The sequence below is a fragment of the Pseudoalteromonas sp. AS84 genome (assembly GCF_038900255.1).
In the GTDB taxonomy this organism is placed as follows: Bacteria; Pseudomonadota; Gammaproteobacteria; order Enterobacterales; family Alteromonadaceae; genus Pseudoalteromonas.
Genome location: NZ_JBBMQY010000006.1, coordinates 104,927 through 124,369 on the forward strand (window position 1 = coordinate 104,927; position 19,443 = coordinate 124,369).

General features: G+C 37.2%; 14 protein-coding genes. 4 read left to right on the forward strand and 10 right to left on the reverse strand.

Features of this window, described 5'->3' with window-relative positions; all coding sequences use genetic code 11:
* Window positions 1-2: 2 nt before the first annotated feature.
* Genes mshL through WNY79_RS08600 form a run of 5 tightly spaced genes read right to left on the reverse strand, consistent with a single transcriptional unit; the run spans window position 3 to window position 4,142 of the window.
* The gene (mshL, locus tag WNY79_RS08580; RefSeq protein ID WP_342875657.1) at window positions 3-1,667 is read right to left on the reverse strand and encodes a pilus (MSHA type) biogenesis protein MshL; all 1,665 of its coding nucleotides are present in this window, start codon (window positions 1,665-1,667) and stop codon (window positions 3-5) included.
* The gene (locus WNY79_RS08585; protein WP_024594540.1) at window positions 1,645-1,971 is read right to left on the reverse strand and encodes an agglutinin biogenesis protein MshK; all 327 of its coding nucleotides are present in this window, start codon (window positions 1,969-1,971) and stop codon (window positions 1,645-1,647) included. The genes mshL and WNY79_RS08585 overlap by 23 nt, the downstream gene beginning before the upstream one ends.
* The gene (locus tag WNY79_RS08590; RefSeq protein WP_076925384.1) at window positions 1,949-2,626 is read right to left on the reverse strand and encodes an agglutinin biogenesis protein MshJ; all 678 of its coding nucleotides are present in this window, start codon (window positions 2,624-2,626) and stop codon (window positions 1,949-1,951) included. Before WNY79_RS08590 ends, WNY79_RS08585 begins: the two co-directional genes overlap by 23 nt.
* The gene (locus WNY79_RS08595) at window positions 2,623-3,222 is read right to left on the reverse strand and encodes a PilN domain-containing protein (protein WP_231616675.1); all 600 of its coding nucleotides are present in this window, start codon (window positions 3,220-3,222) and stop codon (window positions 2,623-2,625) included. The genes WNY79_RS08590 and WNY79_RS08595 overlap by 4 nt, the downstream gene beginning before the upstream one ends.
* On the reverse strand, window positions 3,219-4,142 hold the full coding sequence (locus WNY79_RS08600) for a hypothetical protein (protein ID WP_024598058.1): 924 nt from the start codon (window positions 4,140-4,142) through the stop codon (window positions 3,219-3,221). The genes WNY79_RS08595 and WNY79_RS08600 overlap by 4 nt, the downstream gene beginning before the upstream one ends.
* A 76-nt stretch (window positions 4,143-4,218) precedes the next feature.
* Here WNY79_RS08600 and WNY79_RS08605 point away from each other — a divergent pair, with 76 nt between their 5' ends.
* Window positions 4,219-5,127 (forward strand): pyridoxal-phosphate dependent enzyme, encoded by a 909-nt coding sequence (locus WNY79_RS08605; protein WP_076925414.1) that lies wholly within the window; start codon window positions 4,219-4,221, stop codon window positions 5,125-5,127.
* On the opposite strand, the gene WNY79_RS08610 is transcribed toward WNY79_RS08605, so the two are convergent.
* The 4 genes from WNY79_RS08610 to WNY79_RS08625 all read right to left on the reverse strand — a co-directional run bounded on the left by WNY79_RS08610 (window position 5,124) and on the right by WNY79_RS08625 (window position 12,332).
* The gene (locus WNY79_RS08610; protein WP_342875658.1) at window positions 5,124-6,743 is read right to left on the reverse strand and encodes an EAL domain-containing protein; all 1,620 of its coding nucleotides are present in this window, start codon (window positions 6,741-6,743) and stop codon (window positions 5,124-5,126) included. The genes WNY79_RS08605 and WNY79_RS08610 overlap by 4 nt on opposite strands.
* Window positions 6,744-7,253: 510 nt before the next feature.
* Window positions 7,254-9,983 (reverse strand): response regulator, encoded by a 2,730-nt coding sequence (locus WNY79_RS08615; protein ID WP_342875659.1) that lies wholly within the window; start codon window positions 9,981-9,983, stop codon window positions 7,254-7,256.
* Window positions 9,984-10,227: 244 nt separating this feature from the next.
* Complete coding sequence (gene ssb / locus WNY79_RS08620) at window positions 10,228-10,944, reverse strand: single-stranded DNA-binding protein (RefSeq protein ID WP_024598062.1); 717 nt, start codon at window positions 10,942-10,944, stop codon at window positions 10,228-10,230.
* A gap of 20 nt (window positions 10,945-10,964) precedes the next feature.
* A complete protein-coding gene (locus WNY79_RS08625) occupies window positions 10,965-12,332 on the reverse strand; it encodes an MFS transporter (RefSeq protein ID WP_010553785.1) in 1,368 nt (455 codons plus the stop codon).
* 162 nt (window positions 12,333-12,494) lie between these two features.
* Between WNY79_RS08625 and uvrA the strand changes: the two genes are divergently transcribed.
* Entirely contained in the window at window positions 12,495-15,320 is a 2,826-nt protein-coding gene (gene uvrA, locus WNY79_RS08630) for an excinuclease ABC subunit UvrA (RefSeq protein WP_342875660.1), read from the forward strand.
* A gap of 356 nt (window positions 15,321-15,676) precedes the next feature.
* Here the strand turns inward: uvrA and WNY79_RS08635 are convergent, their stop codons facing one another.
* The gene (locus WNY79_RS08635; RefSeq protein WP_342875661.1) at window positions 15,677-17,818 is read right to left on the reverse strand and encodes a winged helix-turn-helix domain-containing protein; all 2,142 of its coding nucleotides are present in this window, start codon (window positions 17,816-17,818) and stop codon (window positions 15,677-15,679) included.
* A 281-nt stretch (window positions 17,819-18,099) separates the two neighbouring features.
* Here WNY79_RS08635 and WNY79_RS08640 point away from each other — a divergent pair, with 281 nt between their 5' ends.
* Both WNY79_RS08640 and WNY79_RS08645 read left to right on the forward strand, forming a co-directional pair.
* Entirely contained in the window at window positions 18,100-18,465 is a 366-nt protein-coding gene (locus WNY79_RS08640) for a hypothetical protein (protein WP_342875662.1), read from the forward strand.
* A gap of 36 nt (window positions 18,466-18,501) precedes the next feature.
* A complete protein-coding gene (locus WNY79_RS08645) occupies window positions 18,502-19,422 on the forward strand; it encodes a TraB/GumN family protein (protein ID WP_342875663.1) in 921 nt (306 codons plus the stop codon).
* The last annotated feature ends 21 nt before the right edge of the window (window positions 19,423-19,443 follow it).

Here is a 19,443-nt window from a genome sequence, read left to right on the forward strand (position 1 = left end):
AGTTAGTTTTCATACCATGTTTTTAAAAGCTGACGGCTTTCACCTTGTTGTTTTTTCCAAGTATCTGGCATAACAACCGTTGGTTTGATTAGAATAATCAGTTCTTTTTTCTCTTGGCGTTTACGAATACTTTTAAATAAATTGCCAAATAGTGGGATATCCCCCAACACGGGGGTTTTTGATTCTTCATCCTGTGTTGATGTTTGCATCAAACCACCAATAACCACTATTTCGCCACTTTGAGCGCGAATAACAGTATCTGATTCTCGAATGTTACTTTGTGCTAGAGGCAACTCAAAACGTTGATCGTCTAATGTAATTACTTTTAGCTGCTCTTCTGTTTCAGTTACTGAAGGGTGAACATGCAAAATAACTGAGCCGTACTTGTCAATTTGCGGCGTTACATCTAGGGCAATACCAGAAAAGAACGGCGTTAAATCAATTTCAGGCGAGGTCGTTGTAGCAGTACCCGTTACCGTCGTACTTGATACATTAGTAACAAAATATTCGTCTTGCCCTACTTTTATAACTGCTTTTTGATTGTTTGTAGCGGTAACTCGAGGGTTAGATAGCATTTGCACATCACCTTGCGTTTCAAGCAAATTAATAACCCCGTTAAAGTCTCCTTTTTGAATGGTTAGCGATGACGCTCCACCAATTGCGGCTGAAATACTATTACTAATAGTAGAACCCGCTGTTGTAGCAAACGAAATACCGCCTTCTAAACCACTCGCTATACGCTCCCAGTTAACCCCCTGTTGGTACTCATCTTTTAAAGTTACTTCTATTATTTTTGCTTCTAGAATAACTTGGCGTTGCAGGTTTTCTTGGCTTTGACGCAAAAACTCTTTTAGCTGACTAATTTCGCTTGGTAGTGCATTTACGGTTACCAAACTAGCTTGTGGGCTTGCAACAACATAGCGCCCATCGCTTGCGCCAATTAAAGACTTAAGGGCGACTTCTAATTCTTTCCAAAAATCATTTTTATTAATTGTTTGGATTCGAGAACCGTTTAAATCTAAGCTTTGATTATCGCCGCCAAACTCATTATTTTGCTGGTTACTATTACCTGAACTTGAACCACTCGAACTACTGCTACTTTGTGCAAATTGACTAACCCCACCAGCAACCACACTCACTGTAGACTGACCATGGCGCTGCATCATTAAATAATTTACAGGTATTGTTTCTGTGCGCATTTTGGCTGGCAGTACTTGTACTATTCGTCCTTCATTAACAATATCTAAAGGATACATACGCTTAATAACTGCAATGACTTCATTAAAAGTAACGCTTTTAAGATTTAAACTAATTGTACCATTTACCTCTGGATGCACAGCAACACTAAAAGGCGTATCGTCTGTTAAGCCTGCAAAAAAGGCGCCTATTTCAACGTCATTAGCGGCTACATCAAAACGCTTTATAGATAAATCATCACTTATAGTTTGCTCATTATTTATTGATGATAGTAGGCTTTGGGTAAGCTCACTCGGCATCTGTAAAGGCGCAATCGCTTTAGCTTCTACAGGTTTTTCAGCCAGCTCTTGTTCTATATGAGTTTTAACTTCTTTACCAGGCTTAAAGCTATGGCAAGCCGTTAAAAATGTAGGCAATAATAGGAGAACAAGCCACGGGTAAGATAAATTATTTTTTAATTTCATAGTCATATAATTCTAATTTTATTTGTTTATCGTCATTTGCTAGCACAACCTGTTTTGAGTTTATGCTTAGCACCCGAAAATCGTCTACAGCATCACCCACTCGATAAATATGGCCAGAAATAATAGCCTTAAATGCTGTACTGTTTTTAATAATAGATTGCAATTTAAGTTCTGTGTTTTGAGTTACACTCTTGTTGTTATTTACATACATATTTGGTTGAGTAGGATCGCGTAATTGCGCTAATGCACTGGGTGCGAAAGTGAACAAAAGTAATAAAAAACATAAATTATAATGCGATAAATTTTTCATTAGCGCTCACTGTAGCAATTTGTAAAGTTAATTCAGCTTGAGGGTACTCTAGTACCTGATAACTAAACTCCTGTATTAATAACTTATCTTGATTATTTTTTAATGCGGCTAAATATTTTTGTAAGCTAAAGTAGCTACCTTCTAAAGTAACGACCATCTGATGCTCAAAAAATAATGTTTGCGTATCATGTTCACCTAGTTTTTCTACATCGATAGCCTGTGCTGGTTTGACATTAAAGTTACTCACTTTTACGTCGCTACTATCTACGAGCAAATCTTTTAAAACGGCAGGTACATTTTTAGCCGCTACAAAGCCTTGGCTAAAACTATTAAGTTGATTATTTATTTCTGCTAACTCATCTCTGGTTTGTGCAATTTGACTGCGTAAAACCTTAGTGTAGTCGTAGTTTAGTGCTTGATTTAACATGGAGAGTTGCGCATTTATCTGCTGTAACTCCTGCAATGCTGCATTTTGTTCAGAGCGAATATGAGCAACTTCATCTTGCTGTGGAAAAATAACAAACCACAGGCCGAGGTAAATCACCATGAATAAGCCTACAAATACAGTGGAATACTTCTCACGCTTTTGCAGCGATGCAAATTGAGCTCGATACTTTGCCCAAATAGGCCAACCTTTGTCTTTCTTGTTGTTCATGGTTTAGCGCCTTTATCAGCAAGGTCGGTCGCCACATTAAATTCACTCAGACCATCTTTTGTTGACAGTTCTAAAACTGAAAATTCTTTATCAATAAAAAAAGGTGACTGCTTTAAATTATTAAACCACATAGGTAAAAATTTTGACTGCGATACTTGCCCTTGAAACGTGACACTTTGCCCTACAAATTTAATATGGGTAAGCCAGATATTAGGCTCGTGATACTTGGCTAAATCTTGCATAACCTGCGCATAGTCGGTTGCGGATTGATCTGAGCTTTGCTCTAAATAACTAAATATTTGCTGCTTATGCAAAACCTCTTGCTGAAGTGTTTTTAGCTCATTAATAAAAATTGTTTTATTTTGCTTCTCTGCTAGCTGCTGTTTTACAACTTCTAACTGAGCTTTTCCTTGTTTGAGATATTCCTTTTTTTGTTCTAAATCAAGCTCACTTGAATAAGTTTTATAACTGTAAAAAGCCCACGTGATTGCAATAATTAATAGCGCACCTAACCACAACGTAATCATTCCAGACAAAGGGACTGGGTCTCGGCGTACTCGTAAGGTTTTTTGATAAAAATTAATCCGGGTTTTCATAGCACAGACTCCGGATCTGTTAATTGATAGGCTGCTCCGAGCGCATAATAAAAGTTTGGCTCTAATTGCTGCGCTAATTCTAAGTTAGGCGCAAAATCTACAACTTTTACTTGTAAAAACTCTGCAAGACCGGCTCTAAGAGTTAATGAAGATAAATCATCGCACTGTAGCTGTATGCTGCGAATTGGCGGTTGCTTGAGCTGGCTTTCAAAAAAGTCCATCGAACGCTGAATTTCTAACCCTAACGCCTCTACTAATTCTTGGTTTTGATCCTTATCTGAAATACCTAAAAAACCATTTAATCGCCTAGCTAATACTAATTGTCCATCACGAATAATTAAGATTCGAGGTTCATGATTAGCATGCTGCACAATCAGCATATGCGCCTCTTTGTATGAGCCAAATAAAGTTACTAAAACCATTTCTTCAGAGGTCATTGCACGCAAAACTGGTTTAGTTTGTTCAAAACTGTCTATAAACGGAAGTAGCTGCAGCTTATTGGTAATAAATACATTCATTTTGCTGCTTTGCATTGGTAACGTTATTGGATAATCGATAAAGTCAGCTACAATGTTTTCAGAGGCTATATCAACTAAATCTTTTGTAGTCCAAGGCAGCGACTGAATGATTTCTTCATCACTAAGGTTTGGTTTATCCATTTGCACTATTTGATAAAAGTAGTGCGGTATGACTAAATTAACTGCACAAATATCAGTAGACACCTCATTTGTACAAGCAACAATTGCAGCGGTATAATCGGTTTGCTCAGACACATTTACACTGTGAGAACTGTGAACCATCCATTGGTCGCGTTGTTTTTTTAAACATACCGCGTTAACAGTATCTGCGTAAGTTGCAACACCAATAGCTGTATTTGGATCTAAACTACGATTTAACCATGAAAACAGCTTTTCTTTCATATAGCTACTATTGTTAATTGAGTATGAAATAAGTGTCGTACATTTTAACTACTTTGCCAAATTGAAAACCAATAAAATGCATGAAACATTCAAAATAGATGAAAATAACTATATTCAACAATTAGATAGCTCGTTTCTAAAAAAGAGAAATATTTGTTTAGGTATAAAACGTGATGATTTACTCCATCCGCTAATAAGTGGCAATAAATGGCGTAAATTAAAATACAATTTAGCGCATATGCAAAAGATAAATAAAACAGAGCTTCTGACTTTTGGTGGTGCGTTTTCAAACCATATTCACGCCTGCGCAGCCGCAGGAAAAGAATTTAATATAAAAACTCACGCGATTATTCGCGGACCAGAACTGGATAACAACAACCCAACAATCCAATTTGCAAAACATTGTGGTATGAACCTACATGTTGTTAATCGTATAGAGTATCGAAAACGCCAAGACACCGATTACCTTAATGCTTTGCAAGAGCGCTTTCCAAATGCTTATATCATTCCTGAAGGTGGTACAAATGAGCACGCCTTATTAGGATGTAAAGAGTTAGTACAAAGCTTACCCGAACATAACTACTTAGCTTGCCCTACAGGTAGTGGTGGCACGCTTGCTGGATTAATAGAAGGCAGTGCTTCAACAACACAAGTTATTGGTATAGCGGTATTAAAACAAGCTGATTATTTAAATCAAGAAATAAAAAAGCTCAGCGCTAAAGCTAATAATCAAACTAACTGGCAGTTACTCACAGAGTTTCATGGTGGTGGTTATGGAAAATTTTCACCTGAGTTATGGCAGTTCTGCCAAGATATAGGCCGCACACACAACCTACCGCTTGAGCCTATTTATAGCGGAAAAATGGTGTATGCATTGTGGCAACTTATTGAGCAAGATTATTTCCCATCTGGGAGTAAGATTATTGCGGTCCATACCGGCGGACTTCAGGGGCTAAATGGTCTTAAATATAGAGGCTTAATTTAATGAAATACCGCTTGCGTAAACTCTTGAAGTGGCTCTGAAAAGTAAAACCCTTGAGCTCCCACCACTCCCAACTTGGCAAGCGTAAACAACTCTTTTTGAGTCTCTACGCCAACGGCATATACGGGTAAATTTAAAAGGTTTGCGGCTTCGACTATCTTTTTTATCTGCCTTTGATTTTGAGTTTTTTCATTTAACAAATGAATTAGATCGTATGATAATTTAAGCCCACATACTTGGTTATAATCAGCTAATACAGCTAACTTCTCACTGCTTTTTACATTATCAATTACCATTTGTGAACGGCTTTTTTTAATTATATTTAGTGCATTAGTTATCGATTTTCTATGAGTAAAAAATTCTGTCTCACTTATTTCAAATTGTAATTTAGCACTTAATTTAAGTTCAGCTATTTGACTAGGTAGCCACTCCCAAAATACATCGTTAAACCAATTTTTAGGGTGTAGATTTACACTAACTGTTTGAGCCGAAGATTCACTCAGCATTAGCTTTTTAACTTGTGTTATTACGGCTTTATCTAATATTAAAGCGTCTTGATTACTATAAACCTGATTAATAAAATAACGAGCAGCTAGTAATCCAAGTTGACTATGCCTAACCCTAATAAGCGCTTCATGTTCTAAAATCTCCCCACTAGAGAGCTCAAATAAAGGTTGGAAAAATAATATAAACTTATTCTTTTTAATATTTTCGATAACCTGTTTACTTGAGAGTGGTTTTTCTTGGTAATAATTTAACGCTAAGCGGTGATAGTGCTGTACTGAGCTGCTTTGCGATAGCATAAGTGCTGATTTTGCTAACTGATAAACCGCAATTTTATCTGCGCCTACTCGATAGTCGCACGCACCTATTTTAATGTTTTTATGAGTCATACTTTTTTGGTAATTTTGGCATAGTAAAAACACGCTCTGATGAAGCTTTTCAACGTAGCTGTCTAACTCGGGAGTAGATATATGTGGCAAGGTGATGGCTAAGTAATTGGAATTTAGTATTTTTACCGACACATCTTTAAATCCAGTCAATTTTCTAGTGATTAACACTTTAAAAATAACTTCTTTATCGGTTTTCTTATCAAAGTCACATTCAATGAGTAAAAATAAGCTATGTGATGCTCTATTAACCCCATACAAAGAACTTAATTCGCATTTTTTTACTTGTTTAATTAATCGTATTTTATTTTGTGTTTGTTTAATAATTTTAGTAGGTTGTATCATTGTATTTTTGGGCGTAATTTTACGACTTACATTCAATAAACCCCACCAGCGGTAAGACCAGCCAGCGGCGCCTGATATGATCAAGTTTAGCAATATAAATAAGTAACTTTGTGTTACCCAAGCAGGATAGTGATAGAGGCTCAAATTTAATGTTTTGTAAGAAAAAACTTCGCGCTCTATATTCACTAAATGCTTAAAATGCTCTGCAGGCTTTGGCACTTCCAACATAAAACCTTCACTTTTAGCCAATGCAGCCAACACTTCATTGTTTATAGAAGGAGATAAATTCAGCTCGTAAACGTGTTTAACGAACTGCTGACCAGAAGCATGAACTTTTTGATGTAATGCATCATTTAAAATAAAATTAAAACTAATAAGTATCATTAAAAATAAGACAAAAGAGATACCTTTGAAGTACTTGAAAAGCCAGATTTTACTCTTTTGCATAGCCTGCCACTCGTTAAATTATTAACTAAAGTGTTGTTCAATATCTATAGAAGTACAAGGCTATAAACTAAGTTTAAACGTTTATTAATAGTGCTAAACAAAAAACACTCAGATAAACGAGAACTTACACAAACAAACAACGATGCCCTTTATTTTATAAATAGATTAAATTGAATCCTCAAGCTTAAGCGCGTTTTGTTTGTACTATGTGCAGCGAAGCTGTTTGCTTTGTTTATAGTGCCCAACTCACTAACTTCTGACATTGATAATTCAACCTTTGCTGAAATAAACATATGGTAAAAGGATGTATGAGATCTCATATAGCAACCGGTGAGGAAAATTCTATTTTATGAATTGTCTTTTTAAGTTATCCAAAATAGGCTCAAGCCAACGGACGATATTACGATAGGTACTTAATATGGATAATTATTAAATCACTTTAACGGCTCAGTTATTTAAACAGCGGATTATAGTTTCACGTAGATTTTTAGCTTTAATAGGCTTTGCAACATGGGCATTCATGCCAATGGATAAGTATCGTGTAATATCATCTTTCATAACATTAGCTGTTAAAGCAATTATTGGAATATTTGCGATTGCTTTATCACTATCGTTACGAATAATTTTACTTGCCTCAACCCCATCCATAATAGGCATATGAATATCCATCAAAATAATATCGTACGATTGCGATTTCACGGCTTGAATACATTCTAGTCCATTGTCGACCAAATAAATTTGAGCATCCGCATTTTCTAGTATGTTTGTAACTATTAGTTTATTGATCGAGTTATCTTCCACAACTAATATTTTGATACCTGCTAGCGACTTTTCACTTACTGCATTTACCACAGGCACTTCATTCAGAGAGCCTACTACTTTACTTTCAATCGCCTCATACAAAACACTCGTGTATACAGGTTTCTGCAAAATAGTTTTTATACTTACTTTTTTGGCTCCATTATTTAGTAAACTTTCGTCACTCATTATAAGCACAATAGTGTTGGCATAAAGTTGAGGGTTAATATTAAAAATGCGTATTAAAAAAGTTTCGCTACTCATTGATGGCATTGTCCAGTCGACAATAATAACTTTAAATTTCTCTTTATTGTGTTCAATAATATCAATAGCTTGTTTAGCAGATTGACAGGCCGTACATGCTAGCCCCATAGCCGTTAGCTGATTTTCAATTACCTTAAGATCATCTTCATTATCATCTACAATTAGTACTTCAAACGCATCAGTAAAAGTTAGGTTAGGAGTATCATCAATTAACGCTTGGTTATTCAGTTTCACCTTAATTGAAGCTATAAATTCACTACCTACACCTTGAGTGCTTTTTACCGTTATATCTCCCCCCATCGATTGGCATAAACGCTTACTTATAGTTAAGCCTAAACCTGTGCCGCCAAACTTCCTAGTTGTAGAGCTGTCAGCTTGAGTAAAAGATTCAAATAAATCGGCAAGGCTTTGCTCGGCAATGCCAATACCTGAATCTTTAACAATAAAATACAAACAAACACTCTTAGGATCGGCTAATGATCTTTTTGATTCTATTAATACCGATACAAAGCCCTGTGTAGTAAATTTAATTGCGTTAGAGCATAAATTTAGCAGTACTTGGTTTATTCGAACTACATCACCAATTAAATTAAGTTTGACCTCTTCACCAATGACAATATCAAATGTGATCCCTTTGCTTTGAGCTAGCTCATCAAAAGTTGCTTTGATGTAGTCAACAACCGAATTTACAGAAAAAGGAAATTCTTCAAGGTTAATGTTTCCAGACTCAATTTTTGAAAAATCTAAAATATCGTTAATAACTACAAGGAGTTGATCTGAAGAATATTTAATTTTATTTAAATAATGCTCATATTCCCCAGGCAAACCTTTTTCGAGCAAAATGTTGGTTAAGCCAATAATCCCACTCATAGGCGTTCTAATTTCATGACTCATATTTGCTAAAAATTCAGACTTAGCGGATGTCAGCTTTTCGGCCTCGTCTTTGGCTTGCAACAGTTCTTCAGTACGCAGATCAACGCGAGACTCTAATCTTTGCTTTTCTTCATCAAGCTCTTTTAAAAGTTGGATGCGGCGTTGATTTAAAAACAATACGAAAACTAAAAAGCTGCTAAGAATACAGATAATCGCAGTAGCGCTGTAAATCAATGTTTTATTTTGCTCAAAATAGGTTGGCTCGTAATAAGATATAATCGACTTTTCTGGCAAGCTTTGTGAAGCTATATCGAACTTGTTTAATTGACGCCAATCGTAAGCATAAACACTTAGTTCTTCACCACTGATTGCACTTAGGCTTTTATTTTCATTGTATAAAATTATCGAATCGGCAATACGTGCGCCTATTTTTTCACCCGACAACACATACCCACCAACAACACCTGAACCTAATAGTACCTCCCAATAACTAAAAACGGGCGCTGAACTTGCTTCAGCTAATCGCTCTACTAGCTGATAAGGGCTAAGAGATTTATTATCGTAATACCTGAAAATGGGTGTAAACAATATAATTGAATCATCTGGCGCATTTTTTATTCTAGTGAGTAGCTCTGGCATTGAAAGATCAAACCACTTTTCTACGTCTAAATACGAAAAGTCACGGTTAATAACCGAAAATAGCCCTCGATAAAAGCTCATCCCAATATCATTTTTTGTATCTAATATAACGATTAATTTTTTAGGCTTCATTAAATTAACAGCGCTTGCTGTTGCTTGCGCGTAGTCTAATTTAGCTTGGATCACTGCTCCATTGGTGCTTTCAGGTAAACTAAATTGAGCGCCTGGTTCTAAATATATTCTTGGAGCATTTATAAAAAAATCATCTAATTGCGATAAAAGTACAGCTGCAGAAGGCGACTGAGTAACAATGATATCTATGTGCTTATTTTTATATTTTTGCTTAAGGTAGTCCTTCATTAACTGTTTTTGATTTGCTTCATCAAAGCGGTTTACATCCATATTTTCAACGAAGAGTTCATAACTAAAAGAACGTTCTATAAGTTTTTTACGCAGTCCAGAATCAACACTTTTGTGCCAAGGCATATCTTGGTTTGTTGAATTTATAAATAAAACATGAGTAACATTTGAAGAAGATTGAGCGTTTGAAATTGGACTCAAAAATAGAAAAACAAGAAATAAAAATAAGATATTAGTTTTCATGTTTCTCATTGTGTAATTAAGGTAAAAGTCTTTTAATGGTAAGTGTTAACGATATATATATCAATTAAAGATAATGTAAATTTCACCATAATTTAACATACTTACTAACACTATTTCATTTTATTGCTTAATGACGATATTCATTGATAGTTCTTGGGTGCCCTCACTAAACAACCCGTATAAAAAAGCCCCGTATGAACGGGGCTTTTCTATAATACATCTTTACACTGTAAAGGTTGGGACACTAGAACGGGATATCGTCGTCAAAATCAATGGTCGGTTCCATTGGGTTTGATGCACCACCTTGCGGGGCGTTTTGCGGTTTAGGAGCGAAGCCACCTTGCTGTTGTGGTGCACTTTTTTGCTGTGGTGCATAACCACCTTGCGGCTGATATTGATTACTTTGCTGCTGTGGTGCTGGAGCCGGTTTTGGTTGTGCTGCTGGTGCGGCTTGTTGCTGTGGATTATAGCCACCTTGCTGTGCGCCTTGACCTTGGTTATTTTGACCGTAACCACCACTTTGTTGGCCACCTTGCGGCTGATTACCTTGGTAACCACCACCTTGTTGGCCGCCTTGATTACCTTGATAACCACCGCTTTGCTGATCGCCACCGCGTGCGCCAAGCATTTGCATTTGACCTGTAAATCCGTCAACTACAATTTCAGTTGTGTATTTTTCTTGGCCTTGTTGATCGGTCCACTTACGTGTTTGAAGTTTACCTTCAACATAAATTTGTGAACCTTTACGACAATATTCACCAACAATTTCAGCTAATTTGCCAAAGAATACAACACGATGCCACTCAGTTTTATCAACCATTTGGCCAGTGTTTTTATCTTTATAGCTATCCGAAGTTGCTAAGGTAATATTTGCTACACCGTTACCGTTAGGCATATAACGAACTTCAGGATCTTGCCCTAAATTACCAACCAAAATTACTTTGTTCACACCGCGTGCCATGGAACCATCTCCTATAAATGTTAGATTAAACCAGCGACTTTACGCGCTTGGTCTAGGTCAAATTCTTTATCATTAATCTTTAAATAGCTGCGACTTTCATCGCGAACCACAGTTGCTTCTATTACGCCAGGTAAAGCAACTAACTGAGAAGCAAGTGTTTGAGCATGCTCTTCAGAATCTAATTTGGTCATTAAACTAATAACTTTACTTTTGGGTGGGACTTGCATTTTCCACGCAATAATAAGCCATATTAACCCAACAAGTGCCGCTGCCGCAAACACAGCTTGCGTCGTTGTCGTTTGTGCTACATAACCACCTAACATACCGCCTAAAAAGGCGCCTAAAAACTGACTAGATGAGTAGCCACCCATTGCTGAACCTTTTTGGCTTGCAGGTGCTATTCGCGATACAAGCGCAGGCATAGTGGCCTCTAAAAAGTTAAACGCCACAAAATAAAGCAGCATACACACAGCAATGCCTACTACACTATTAACCCATACCGACATTGCTAACATACTAATAGTTAACAAGGCTACTGAGCCAATAAATGCTTGTTTTTCTTTCTCTTTTTTAATGGCCACAATCATTATTGGTACCATTAATAAGAATGCTAAAAATAGCACTGGAATATATAAATACCAGTGATGGTCTGCAACCAAGCCATCTTTAATTAACTGACTCGGCAGTACGACAAATATAGTGGTCAGTGTTAAATGTAATAGCAATACACCTGCATTTAATCGTGCTAACTGAGGGTGCTTAATTAGTTTTTTAATATCACTAAAGCTTGCTAATGTATCACCTTTGGGTGCTTTATTTACCGCATTTGGCACTAGCATGGTCACTATAAATATACCAAAAACAGCTAAAATAGCAGTCAACCAAAATACACCCGCAATACCCCACGAAGCTGCGACAATTGGCCCAAGTAACATAGCAAAGGCAAAGCTCATTCCTATGCTCATACCAATAACGGCCATTACTTTTGGTCGCTGCTCATCGCGGCTTAAATCTGAGGCAAACGCAAGTAGCGCACTGGCTATTGCGCCCATACCTTGTAGAGCGCGGCCTACGGTAACCATTTGAATAGAGTCAGCTAATGCAGCAACTACAGAGCCAATAGCAAATACGACTAAGCCACCAACAATAACCTTTTTACGACCAATTTTATCGGATAAGCGACCCATAGGTATTTGCAATACGGCTTGCGTTAAACCATACGCACCAATGGCAAAACCAATCCAAATAGGCGAAAAACCTTCAAGCGATTGTCCATAAATAGCCAATACAGGCATCAGCATAAACAAGCCGAGCATTCTAAATGCAAACACACTCGCCAGCGATACTGCGGCGCGTTTTTCTCGTGAATTAAGTGAAGATGCGGTCATTATCTGCGTGATCTTACTCTATGAAAAATTGAGGTTGGGATTCTACCATAAGCTTGGCAATAATTAATCGCCTATAAGTAAGGATTTTTCATTGATCAAGGATTAATATTGCTTCGTATTATGCGATACTGAGTAAATAATTTTGGTAATAAACGAGATAGCATGGAAAACATTGAAGTCCGAGGCGCCCGTACGCATAATTTAAAAGACATCAGCCTAACCATCCCACGTGATAAATTAATAGTTATTACTGGTCTATCTGGTTCGGGGAAGTCATCACTTGCATTTGATACACTTTATGCAGAAGGACAACGCCGGTATGTTGAATCACTCTCTGCGTATGCAAGACAATTTTTATCGCTTATGGAAAAGCCTGATGTAGATCACATCGAAGGCCTCTCTCCTGCAATTTCTATTGAGCAAAAATCAACGTCTCACAACCCACGCTCTACGGTGGGTACTATTACCGAAATTTACGATTATTTACGACTTATGTTTGCCCGCGTTGGCGAGCCACGATGTCCTACACATGATTTACCACTTGCTGCGCAAACAGTGAGCCAAATGGTAGATACTGTTTTGGCACTGCCTGAGGGCAGTAAATTAATGCTGCTTGCGCCTATAGTAAAAGAGCGTAAAGGTGAGCATGTTAAGTTATTAGAACAGCTATCAAGCCAAGGTTATATTCGCGCCCGTATAGATGGTGAAGTATGTGACTTGTCTGATCCACCAACACTTGAGCTTCATAAAAAACATACTATAGAAGTAGTTGTAGACAGATTTAAAGTAAAAGATGGCTTACAACAACGCCTAGCAGAATCGTTCGAAACCGCACTTGAAATGTCTAATGGCGTGGCACATGTAGCATACATGGATGATAGCAGCGCTGAAGAAATTCTATTTTCAGCAAACTTTGCCTGCCCTACTTGTGGCTATGCAATGACTGAACTAGAACCGCGTTTGTTTTCGTTTAATAACCCTGCTGGTGCGTGCCAAACCTGTGATGGTTTAGGTATACGTCAATATTTTGATCCTAATCGCGTAGTGCATAACCCAGAGTTAAGCCTTGCTGGCGGTGCAATTAAAGGCTGGGATAAACGCAGCTTTTATTACTATCAAATGCTACAAGCAGTTGCGGATCATTACAATTTTGATTTAGACGTGCCTTATCAAGATTTAGACAGCGACTCGAAAAAAATTATTTTAGATGGCTCTGGTAGCACTAAAATTGCGTTTAATTACCGTAACGACCGTGGCGATTTAATTACGCGTAACCATGAGTTTGAAGGCGTTTTAAATAACATGAATCGCCGCTACCGCGAGACCGAGTCAAACTCTGTACGCGAAGAACTTGCTAAATACCAAACAAGCCAAGCATGTCCTAGCTGTAATGGCTCGCGTTTACGCGAAGAATCTCGAAATGTATTTATTGGGCAAACCAACTTACCTGCAATCACGTGCATGAGTATTGGTGAAGCTATGGAATTTTTTGAAGGGTTAACGCTAACCGGACAAAAAGGCCAAATAGCTGAAAAAATACTAAAAGAAATTCGCGACCGTTTATCATTTTTGATTAACGTTGGCCTAAATTACTTATCACTTGAACGTAGCGCCGACACACTATCAGGTGGTGAGGCTCAGCGTATCCGCTTAGCGAGCCAAATTGGTGCCGGCCTTGTAGGTGTAATGTACGTACTAGATGAGCCATCTATTGGATTACATCAACGCGATAACGACCGCTTGCTACAAACACTGGTCCATTTACGCGACTTAGGTAACACCGTTATTGTAGTAGAGCACGATGAAGATGCTATTCGTGCCGCTGACCATATTATTGATATTGGCCCAGGCGCGGGCGTTCATGGTGGGCATATTATTGCTCAAGGTACACGCGACGATATTTTAGCAAGCAAAGAGTCTGTTACGGGCCAATTTTTATCTGGCGTACGTAGAATAGAAATACCAAAAGAACGTCATCCAACGAACGACAAGTGGCTAGAGCTATTTGGTGCTACGGGTAATAACCTTAAAAATGTGGATTTAAAAATCCCATTTGGTTTAGTGACCTGTGTGACAGGTGTATCGGGCTCAGGTAAATCAACGCTAATAAACGACACTTTATTTAAACTTGCTCATACAGAGTTAAATGGCGCAACAACAGCCGAAGCGGCACCGTATAAATCAATTAGCGGTTTAGAGCATTTTGATAAAGTGATCGATATTGATCAAAGCCCAATTGGTCGTACTCCGCGTTCAAATCCGGCAACCTACACAGGTATATTTACCGGTATTCGTGAGTTATTTGCAGGTACGCAAGAAGCGCGCTCACGTGGCTACAAAGTAGGTCGCTTTAGCTTTAACGTTAAAGGCGGACGCTGTGAAGCGTGCCAAGGTGACGGCTTAATTAAAGTTGAAATGCACTTTTTGCCTGATGTGTATGTACCGTGTGATGTATGTAAGAGCAAACGCTATAACCGCGAAACACTCGAAGTACAATACAAAGGTAAAAACATACACCAAGTGCTTGAGATGACTGTTGAAGACGCCCATGATTACTTTGATAAAATACCGGCTATTGCCCGTAAACTTAAAACGCTGATGGACGTCGGTTTATCGTATGTTCGTTTAGGACAAGCCGCTACTACTCTTTCAGGTGGTGAGGCGCAACGTGTAAAATTAGCGCGCGAGCTATCAAAGCGTGATACAGGTAAAACGCTCTACATATTAGATGAACCAACAACAGGCTTACACTTTGCTGATATTGAACAGCTGCTTGTTGTACTTCATCGTCTGCGCGATCACGGCAATACAATTGTTGTTATTGAGCACAACCTCGATGTTATTAAAACAGCAGACTGGGTTATCGATTTAGGACCTGAAGGCGGTGCTGGCGGTGGTGAAATACTCATTGCAGGCACACCAGAAGAAGTAGCCGAATGTGAGCGTTCACATACAGGGCATTACTTAAAACCTCTATTAAATAAATAGAGGTTAAGTTGTGACAAATCAATCGGCATTAAAGTTATTTAACCGTCGAGATTACACTTAATTAAAAATGGCGAGAAGACTCACTTCTCGCTATTTTTTTGCTCTAACTTTCATTTATCAACATAATACCAATCCGCAATAATACTTAATCATTTTGCGGGGCTAAACGTGTCGCTACCTGTGTTAAAAAATTCTCATTTAGACAACTAAATAGCGAATTTTTTGCCTAGCTATCAACACGTTTTTCCACCCTCAAAATAGATCTCTTAATTAAGCGAATTGGTATAACAATCGAAAATGCTATTAAAGAAAAACAACACACTGCTACAAACTTAATCTAGAGAGATAGACACGCCCTAGTCATTCCAACTTATCTGTATTATTTGCATGTCTTTATATTTTGATGCTGTAAAGAAAATCTGATTGTTATCACTAATAAAAAATGCGATAGGTTTAAAATCTACATGTACATCTTGTACTGTTTTATCTTCTAAATTAAGCCGAGCAACTCTTGAAATTGCATCAGAGTAGTAAAGGTAATTTCCATTAATGGCAAAAATTTGTGCTTGTCGCGCGTCTTTAGGCAATTCCCAATTCTGTTTATTTGATAATTTAATTAACTGATTATTAGTAATTGCATAGTTAGTGCCGTCAGCACCTGAAATTAATTTATTGGCTTTAATATCCTCTAATATAGTTGTGTCTCGCGTTAATAAATTAAACTGACCAAATAGATTTTCTGAACCGCTTCGCTCTAAATAAATTATACTTTCATTATCTTTAGACCATACATAGTTTAGTATCTTTCGCCCTTTAAACTCAGCTATGGTATAGAGCTTGTTCGACATAACGTCAAAAAATGCAATATCACTATTAACTCTTAATAAAACCCGATCTTGCTTACTCGATACCCTTAGTCCACCAATAGCAAAGTTAGATTTCCCTTCATAAGTAAAGTTACTAAGCTGCTTTGTAAGTCCGTTTTGAGATAACCACAACTGACTGCTGCCAGAGCGCTCGGATACAAAAATATGCGCTGGTCCTTTCTCATTAATTACTTCTGCAATGATGTAGTCGTCTTCATCACTTTTGTAGAGTGCTTCATACTCAGGAGCATCGCTAAAAAGATTAGTCGCTTTAATTAACGAAAATGCTTGTGTTTTATTTGCTGAGTAAAAAAGGCTATTAGCAGATTGAACTGCAATATAATAAGGTGAAATTGCTGGGGTAACCGTTAGTGTGCGCTTAATAATATTATTTTTATCAAACACTATGGTTGAAAGCTCAGAGCCTTCAAAAACGATCACGCCTTTATCGTCTGCAAGCCAGTCAAACGCGAAGCTAATTACGCTTTTCTTTGCTTTAAATAACCGCTTAGTTTCATGGGTTTCAAAGTTGTAGCTAAATACAGAAAAAGGCTTACCCTTTTGACTAAGTACATATGCTATTTTACTACCAGAATGAGATAAGCGAGGCATGATTACGCCATACATGACGCCTGGTGGTGGGATCACTATGAATTCTTTTTTAAGTTCTAAATCATATTTATATAAACCTGAACCCTCATGCTCATTTTTATATTCGGTGTAATAAATATGCTCACCACTTTCATCTACTTGCGCATAACCTGTGTATCTAAGGTCACACTTTTTAATTAAGGTAGCCTCTCCTATAACAGGAAATTGGCTTAAATCGACGAGTACCATTTCACACTTTTGCTGCTTTAAGTTGGTCGCTTGTAACAACACAGAGCGCTGATTTAACTGCCACGATAAAATAGATACTTGAAAGCCAGGATAGGTAATTTCAACTTCCCTTTGATCAGATAATCGCTTTACAAATGCATGCATTACGTCATTTTCAGGTTCAACATTTGTATAAGCTAAATATTGTTTATCTGAAGACATCTCAGGGTGAACCTCACTGCCTATATTCCACGTGCTTGCTACCTTATTAACCGTGATCTGTTTAATCTTTTCACTAGAAGGTGCATTAATAAAAAACAACCCAAACCATATTAAAAAGCACAGGCAAATAATGACGAATAAAGAATAAATCAAAAACTTTTTACTATTCTTTCTTTGAACCGGTTGCGAAATAGTTGCAGTAGCTAGCTCTTCATTTTTGGCAGAAATACCCGTTGAGTCAGGAAAAATATTTGTAGACTCTTTAGAAACATTTGCTTGCGTTAAGCGTTCAGGTATTACTGTTAGGCTATACCCTTTACGGTAATGCGTTTTTAAAAGCGGTGCTTTTTCAATTGGGTGGGCAAGCTGCTTTCTTAACTCTGAGATTGCACGGTTAATCGCATTATCATCAACAAAGCTCTGTTGCCACACACTCTCAATAAGCTCTTGGCGGGAAACGATTTGTTGAGGCTTATCTATAAAGTGGAGTAATAACTTTACTAAAAGTGGATCTAATTCCCTTTCTAAATGGTTTGAAGTAATCACACAGCGATTACTAATAAATTGCCAAGGTCCGATTTGATAATTCATAGTCTTTACGTATTTTTATTTTTATAAACCGTATCACATCTATACTTTATTTTATAGAAAAGCATTTTAAACCTTATATTAGCATTATAAGGTTTAAAGCTAACATACTAAATTAAAACAATTATTTATCTTTAAAACCTTATCTATTAATTGCTCATAACTAGATAAGCGACTCTTAATAAATTCAGCGATATTCTTTAAACCGTCATCAACAAGCAGCTTAGTAGAAAATCATTTGTGATTCTAAATTGGCTGCATTTAAAAATATAAAAGGTTTAATTATGAACAGCACAATGAAAAAAGTACTACCGGCTTTACTACTAGCAACTGCTTTTAATACTACTTCAGTTATTGCAGCTGACACTAAACAAGACACCGTTCAAAATAATTTTGAGAAATGCATGATTGGTGAAAGCATAAAGGTAATTAACCCTGCTAATCAAAAACTACAAAAAACAAACAAAATAGACGCTTCTGAGTCTTTAAAAAATAATGTTGATACACAAACGTTACTTTCTTCACTGGATGAAAAAATATCAGCTGAGCTTGACTCTTCAATGAGCAAAATAAACTCGCAAATTGATAAAAATCTTTCAAAGGTAACATCGTCAATCACTGCATATTTCAGCAATGTGTTATCGAACTAAAAACAATAAAATTAAAAGTTATATTAAGGAATTATCATGAAAAAATTCACAAAAAAATTAGTATCTGCCAGCGTAATACTTAGTTGCAGCCTTTTAGCAAATACAGCACAGGCTCAAAGCTCTGTATGGAAAGTAAGTAATGGCAATGACTCACTATTTATTGGCGGTACAGTTCACATACTACCTAAAGCTGAAATGCCACTGCCCGCTGAGTTTAACCATGCTTATGAACAAGCAGATACAATTATTTTAGAAGCACCCTTACCTGATCCAGCCGACACCAATGCACAAATGCAAATGCTAGGTGCGCTATCGTATACAAATAACGAAACGTTGAGTCAAAAGCTAGAACCCCAGGTTAAAGCTTCTCTTGAAAATAAGCTTAGCGAGTTTGGCGCTAACCTAGCTAAGTTAGATGGTTTTCGTCCTGCTATGGTGAGTATTGTTTTAATGTCGATGGAGCTTCAAAAGCAAAACTTAATGGGTGAAGGGGTTGATGCTTATTTTACTAAAAAAGCGACTGAAGATAACAAAACAAAAAATTATTTAGAAACAATGGAATTTCAGTTAGAGCTTTATAAAACAATGGGTCAAGGCAACGAAAACGATTTCATTAAACGTAACTTAGCTGAGCTTCACAACTATGGCGATATGTTTAAAGGACTTTTAGCTGCCTGGCGCAAAGGTGATACAGACACACTGAATAAAGTGGCACTTGAAGGTATGCAGAAAAATGATCCGAATAGCTATAAACAACTCATTACAGATAGAAATAATGATTGGTTACCAAAAGTAGAAGCCATGTTTAACAACGACAAAAATGAGTTTGTACTTGTTGGAGTTGGCCACCTTGCAGGACAAGATAGTTTACTTACCTTACTTGAAAACAAAGGCTACAGCGTTTCTTTAGTCAGTGTTGATAGCACGGCAGATATAACAGTAAGAGGGGCTGAATAATGGATAAAACAGACAAACTAG

Excerpts from the sequence above, each read along its gene's own strand:
- WNY79_RS08585 (WP_024594540.1), bottom strand. The coding sequence starts at position 1,971 with ATGAAAAATTTATCGCATTATAATTTATGTTTTTTATTACTTTTGTTC.
- WNY79_RS08635 (WP_342875661.1), bottom strand. The coding sequence starts at position 17,818 with ATGAATTATCAAATCGGACCTTGGCAATTTATTAGTAATCGCTGTGTG.
- WNY79_RS08625 (WP_010553785.1), bottom strand. The coding sequence starts at position 12,332 with ATGACCGCATCTTCACTTAATTCACGAGAAAAACGCGCCGCAGTATCG.
- WNY79_RS08645 (WP_342875663.1), top strand. The coding sequence starts at position 18,502 with ATGAAAAAATTCACAAAAAAATTAGTATCTGCCAGCGTAATACTTAGT.
- WNY79_RS08615 (WP_342875659.1), bottom strand. The coding sequence starts at position 9,983 with ATGAAAACTAATATCTTATTTTTATTTCTTGTTTTTCTATTTTTGAGT.
- WNY79_RS08595 (WP_231616675.1), bottom strand. The coding sequence starts at position 3,222 with ATGAAAACCCGGATTAATTTTTATCAAAAAACCTTACGAGTACGCCGA.
- uvrA (WP_342875660.1), top strand. The coding sequence starts at position 12,495 with ATGGAAAACATTGAAGTCCGAGGCGCCCGTACGCATAATTTAAAAGAC.
- mshL (WP_342875657.1), bottom strand. The coding sequence starts at position 1,667 with ATGACTATGAAATTAAAAAATAATTTATCTTACCCGTGGCTTGTTCTC.
- WNY79_RS08610 (WP_342875658.1), bottom strand. The coding sequence starts at position 6,743 with ATGATACTTATTAGTTTTAATTTTATTTTAAATGATGCATTACATCAA.
- WNY79_RS08600 (WP_024598058.1), bottom strand. The coding sequence starts at position 4,142 with ATGAAAGAAAAGCTGTTTTCATGGTTAAATCGTAGTTTAGATCCAAAT.
- WNY79_RS08605 (WP_076925414.1), top strand. The coding sequence starts at position 4,219 with ATGCATGAAACATTCAAAATAGATGAAAATAACTATATTCAACAATTA.
- WNY79_RS08640 (WP_342875662.1), top strand. The coding sequence starts at position 18,100 with ATGAACAGCACAATGAAAAAAGTACTACCGGCTTTACTACTAGCAACT.
- ssb (WP_024598062.1), bottom strand. The coding sequence starts at position 10,944 with ATGGCACGCGGTGTGAACAAAGTAATTTTGGTTGGTAATTTAGGGCAA.
- WNY79_RS08590 (WP_076925384.1), bottom strand. The coding sequence starts at position 2,626 with ATGAACAACAAGAAAGACAAAGGTTGGCCTATTTGGGCAAAGTATCGA.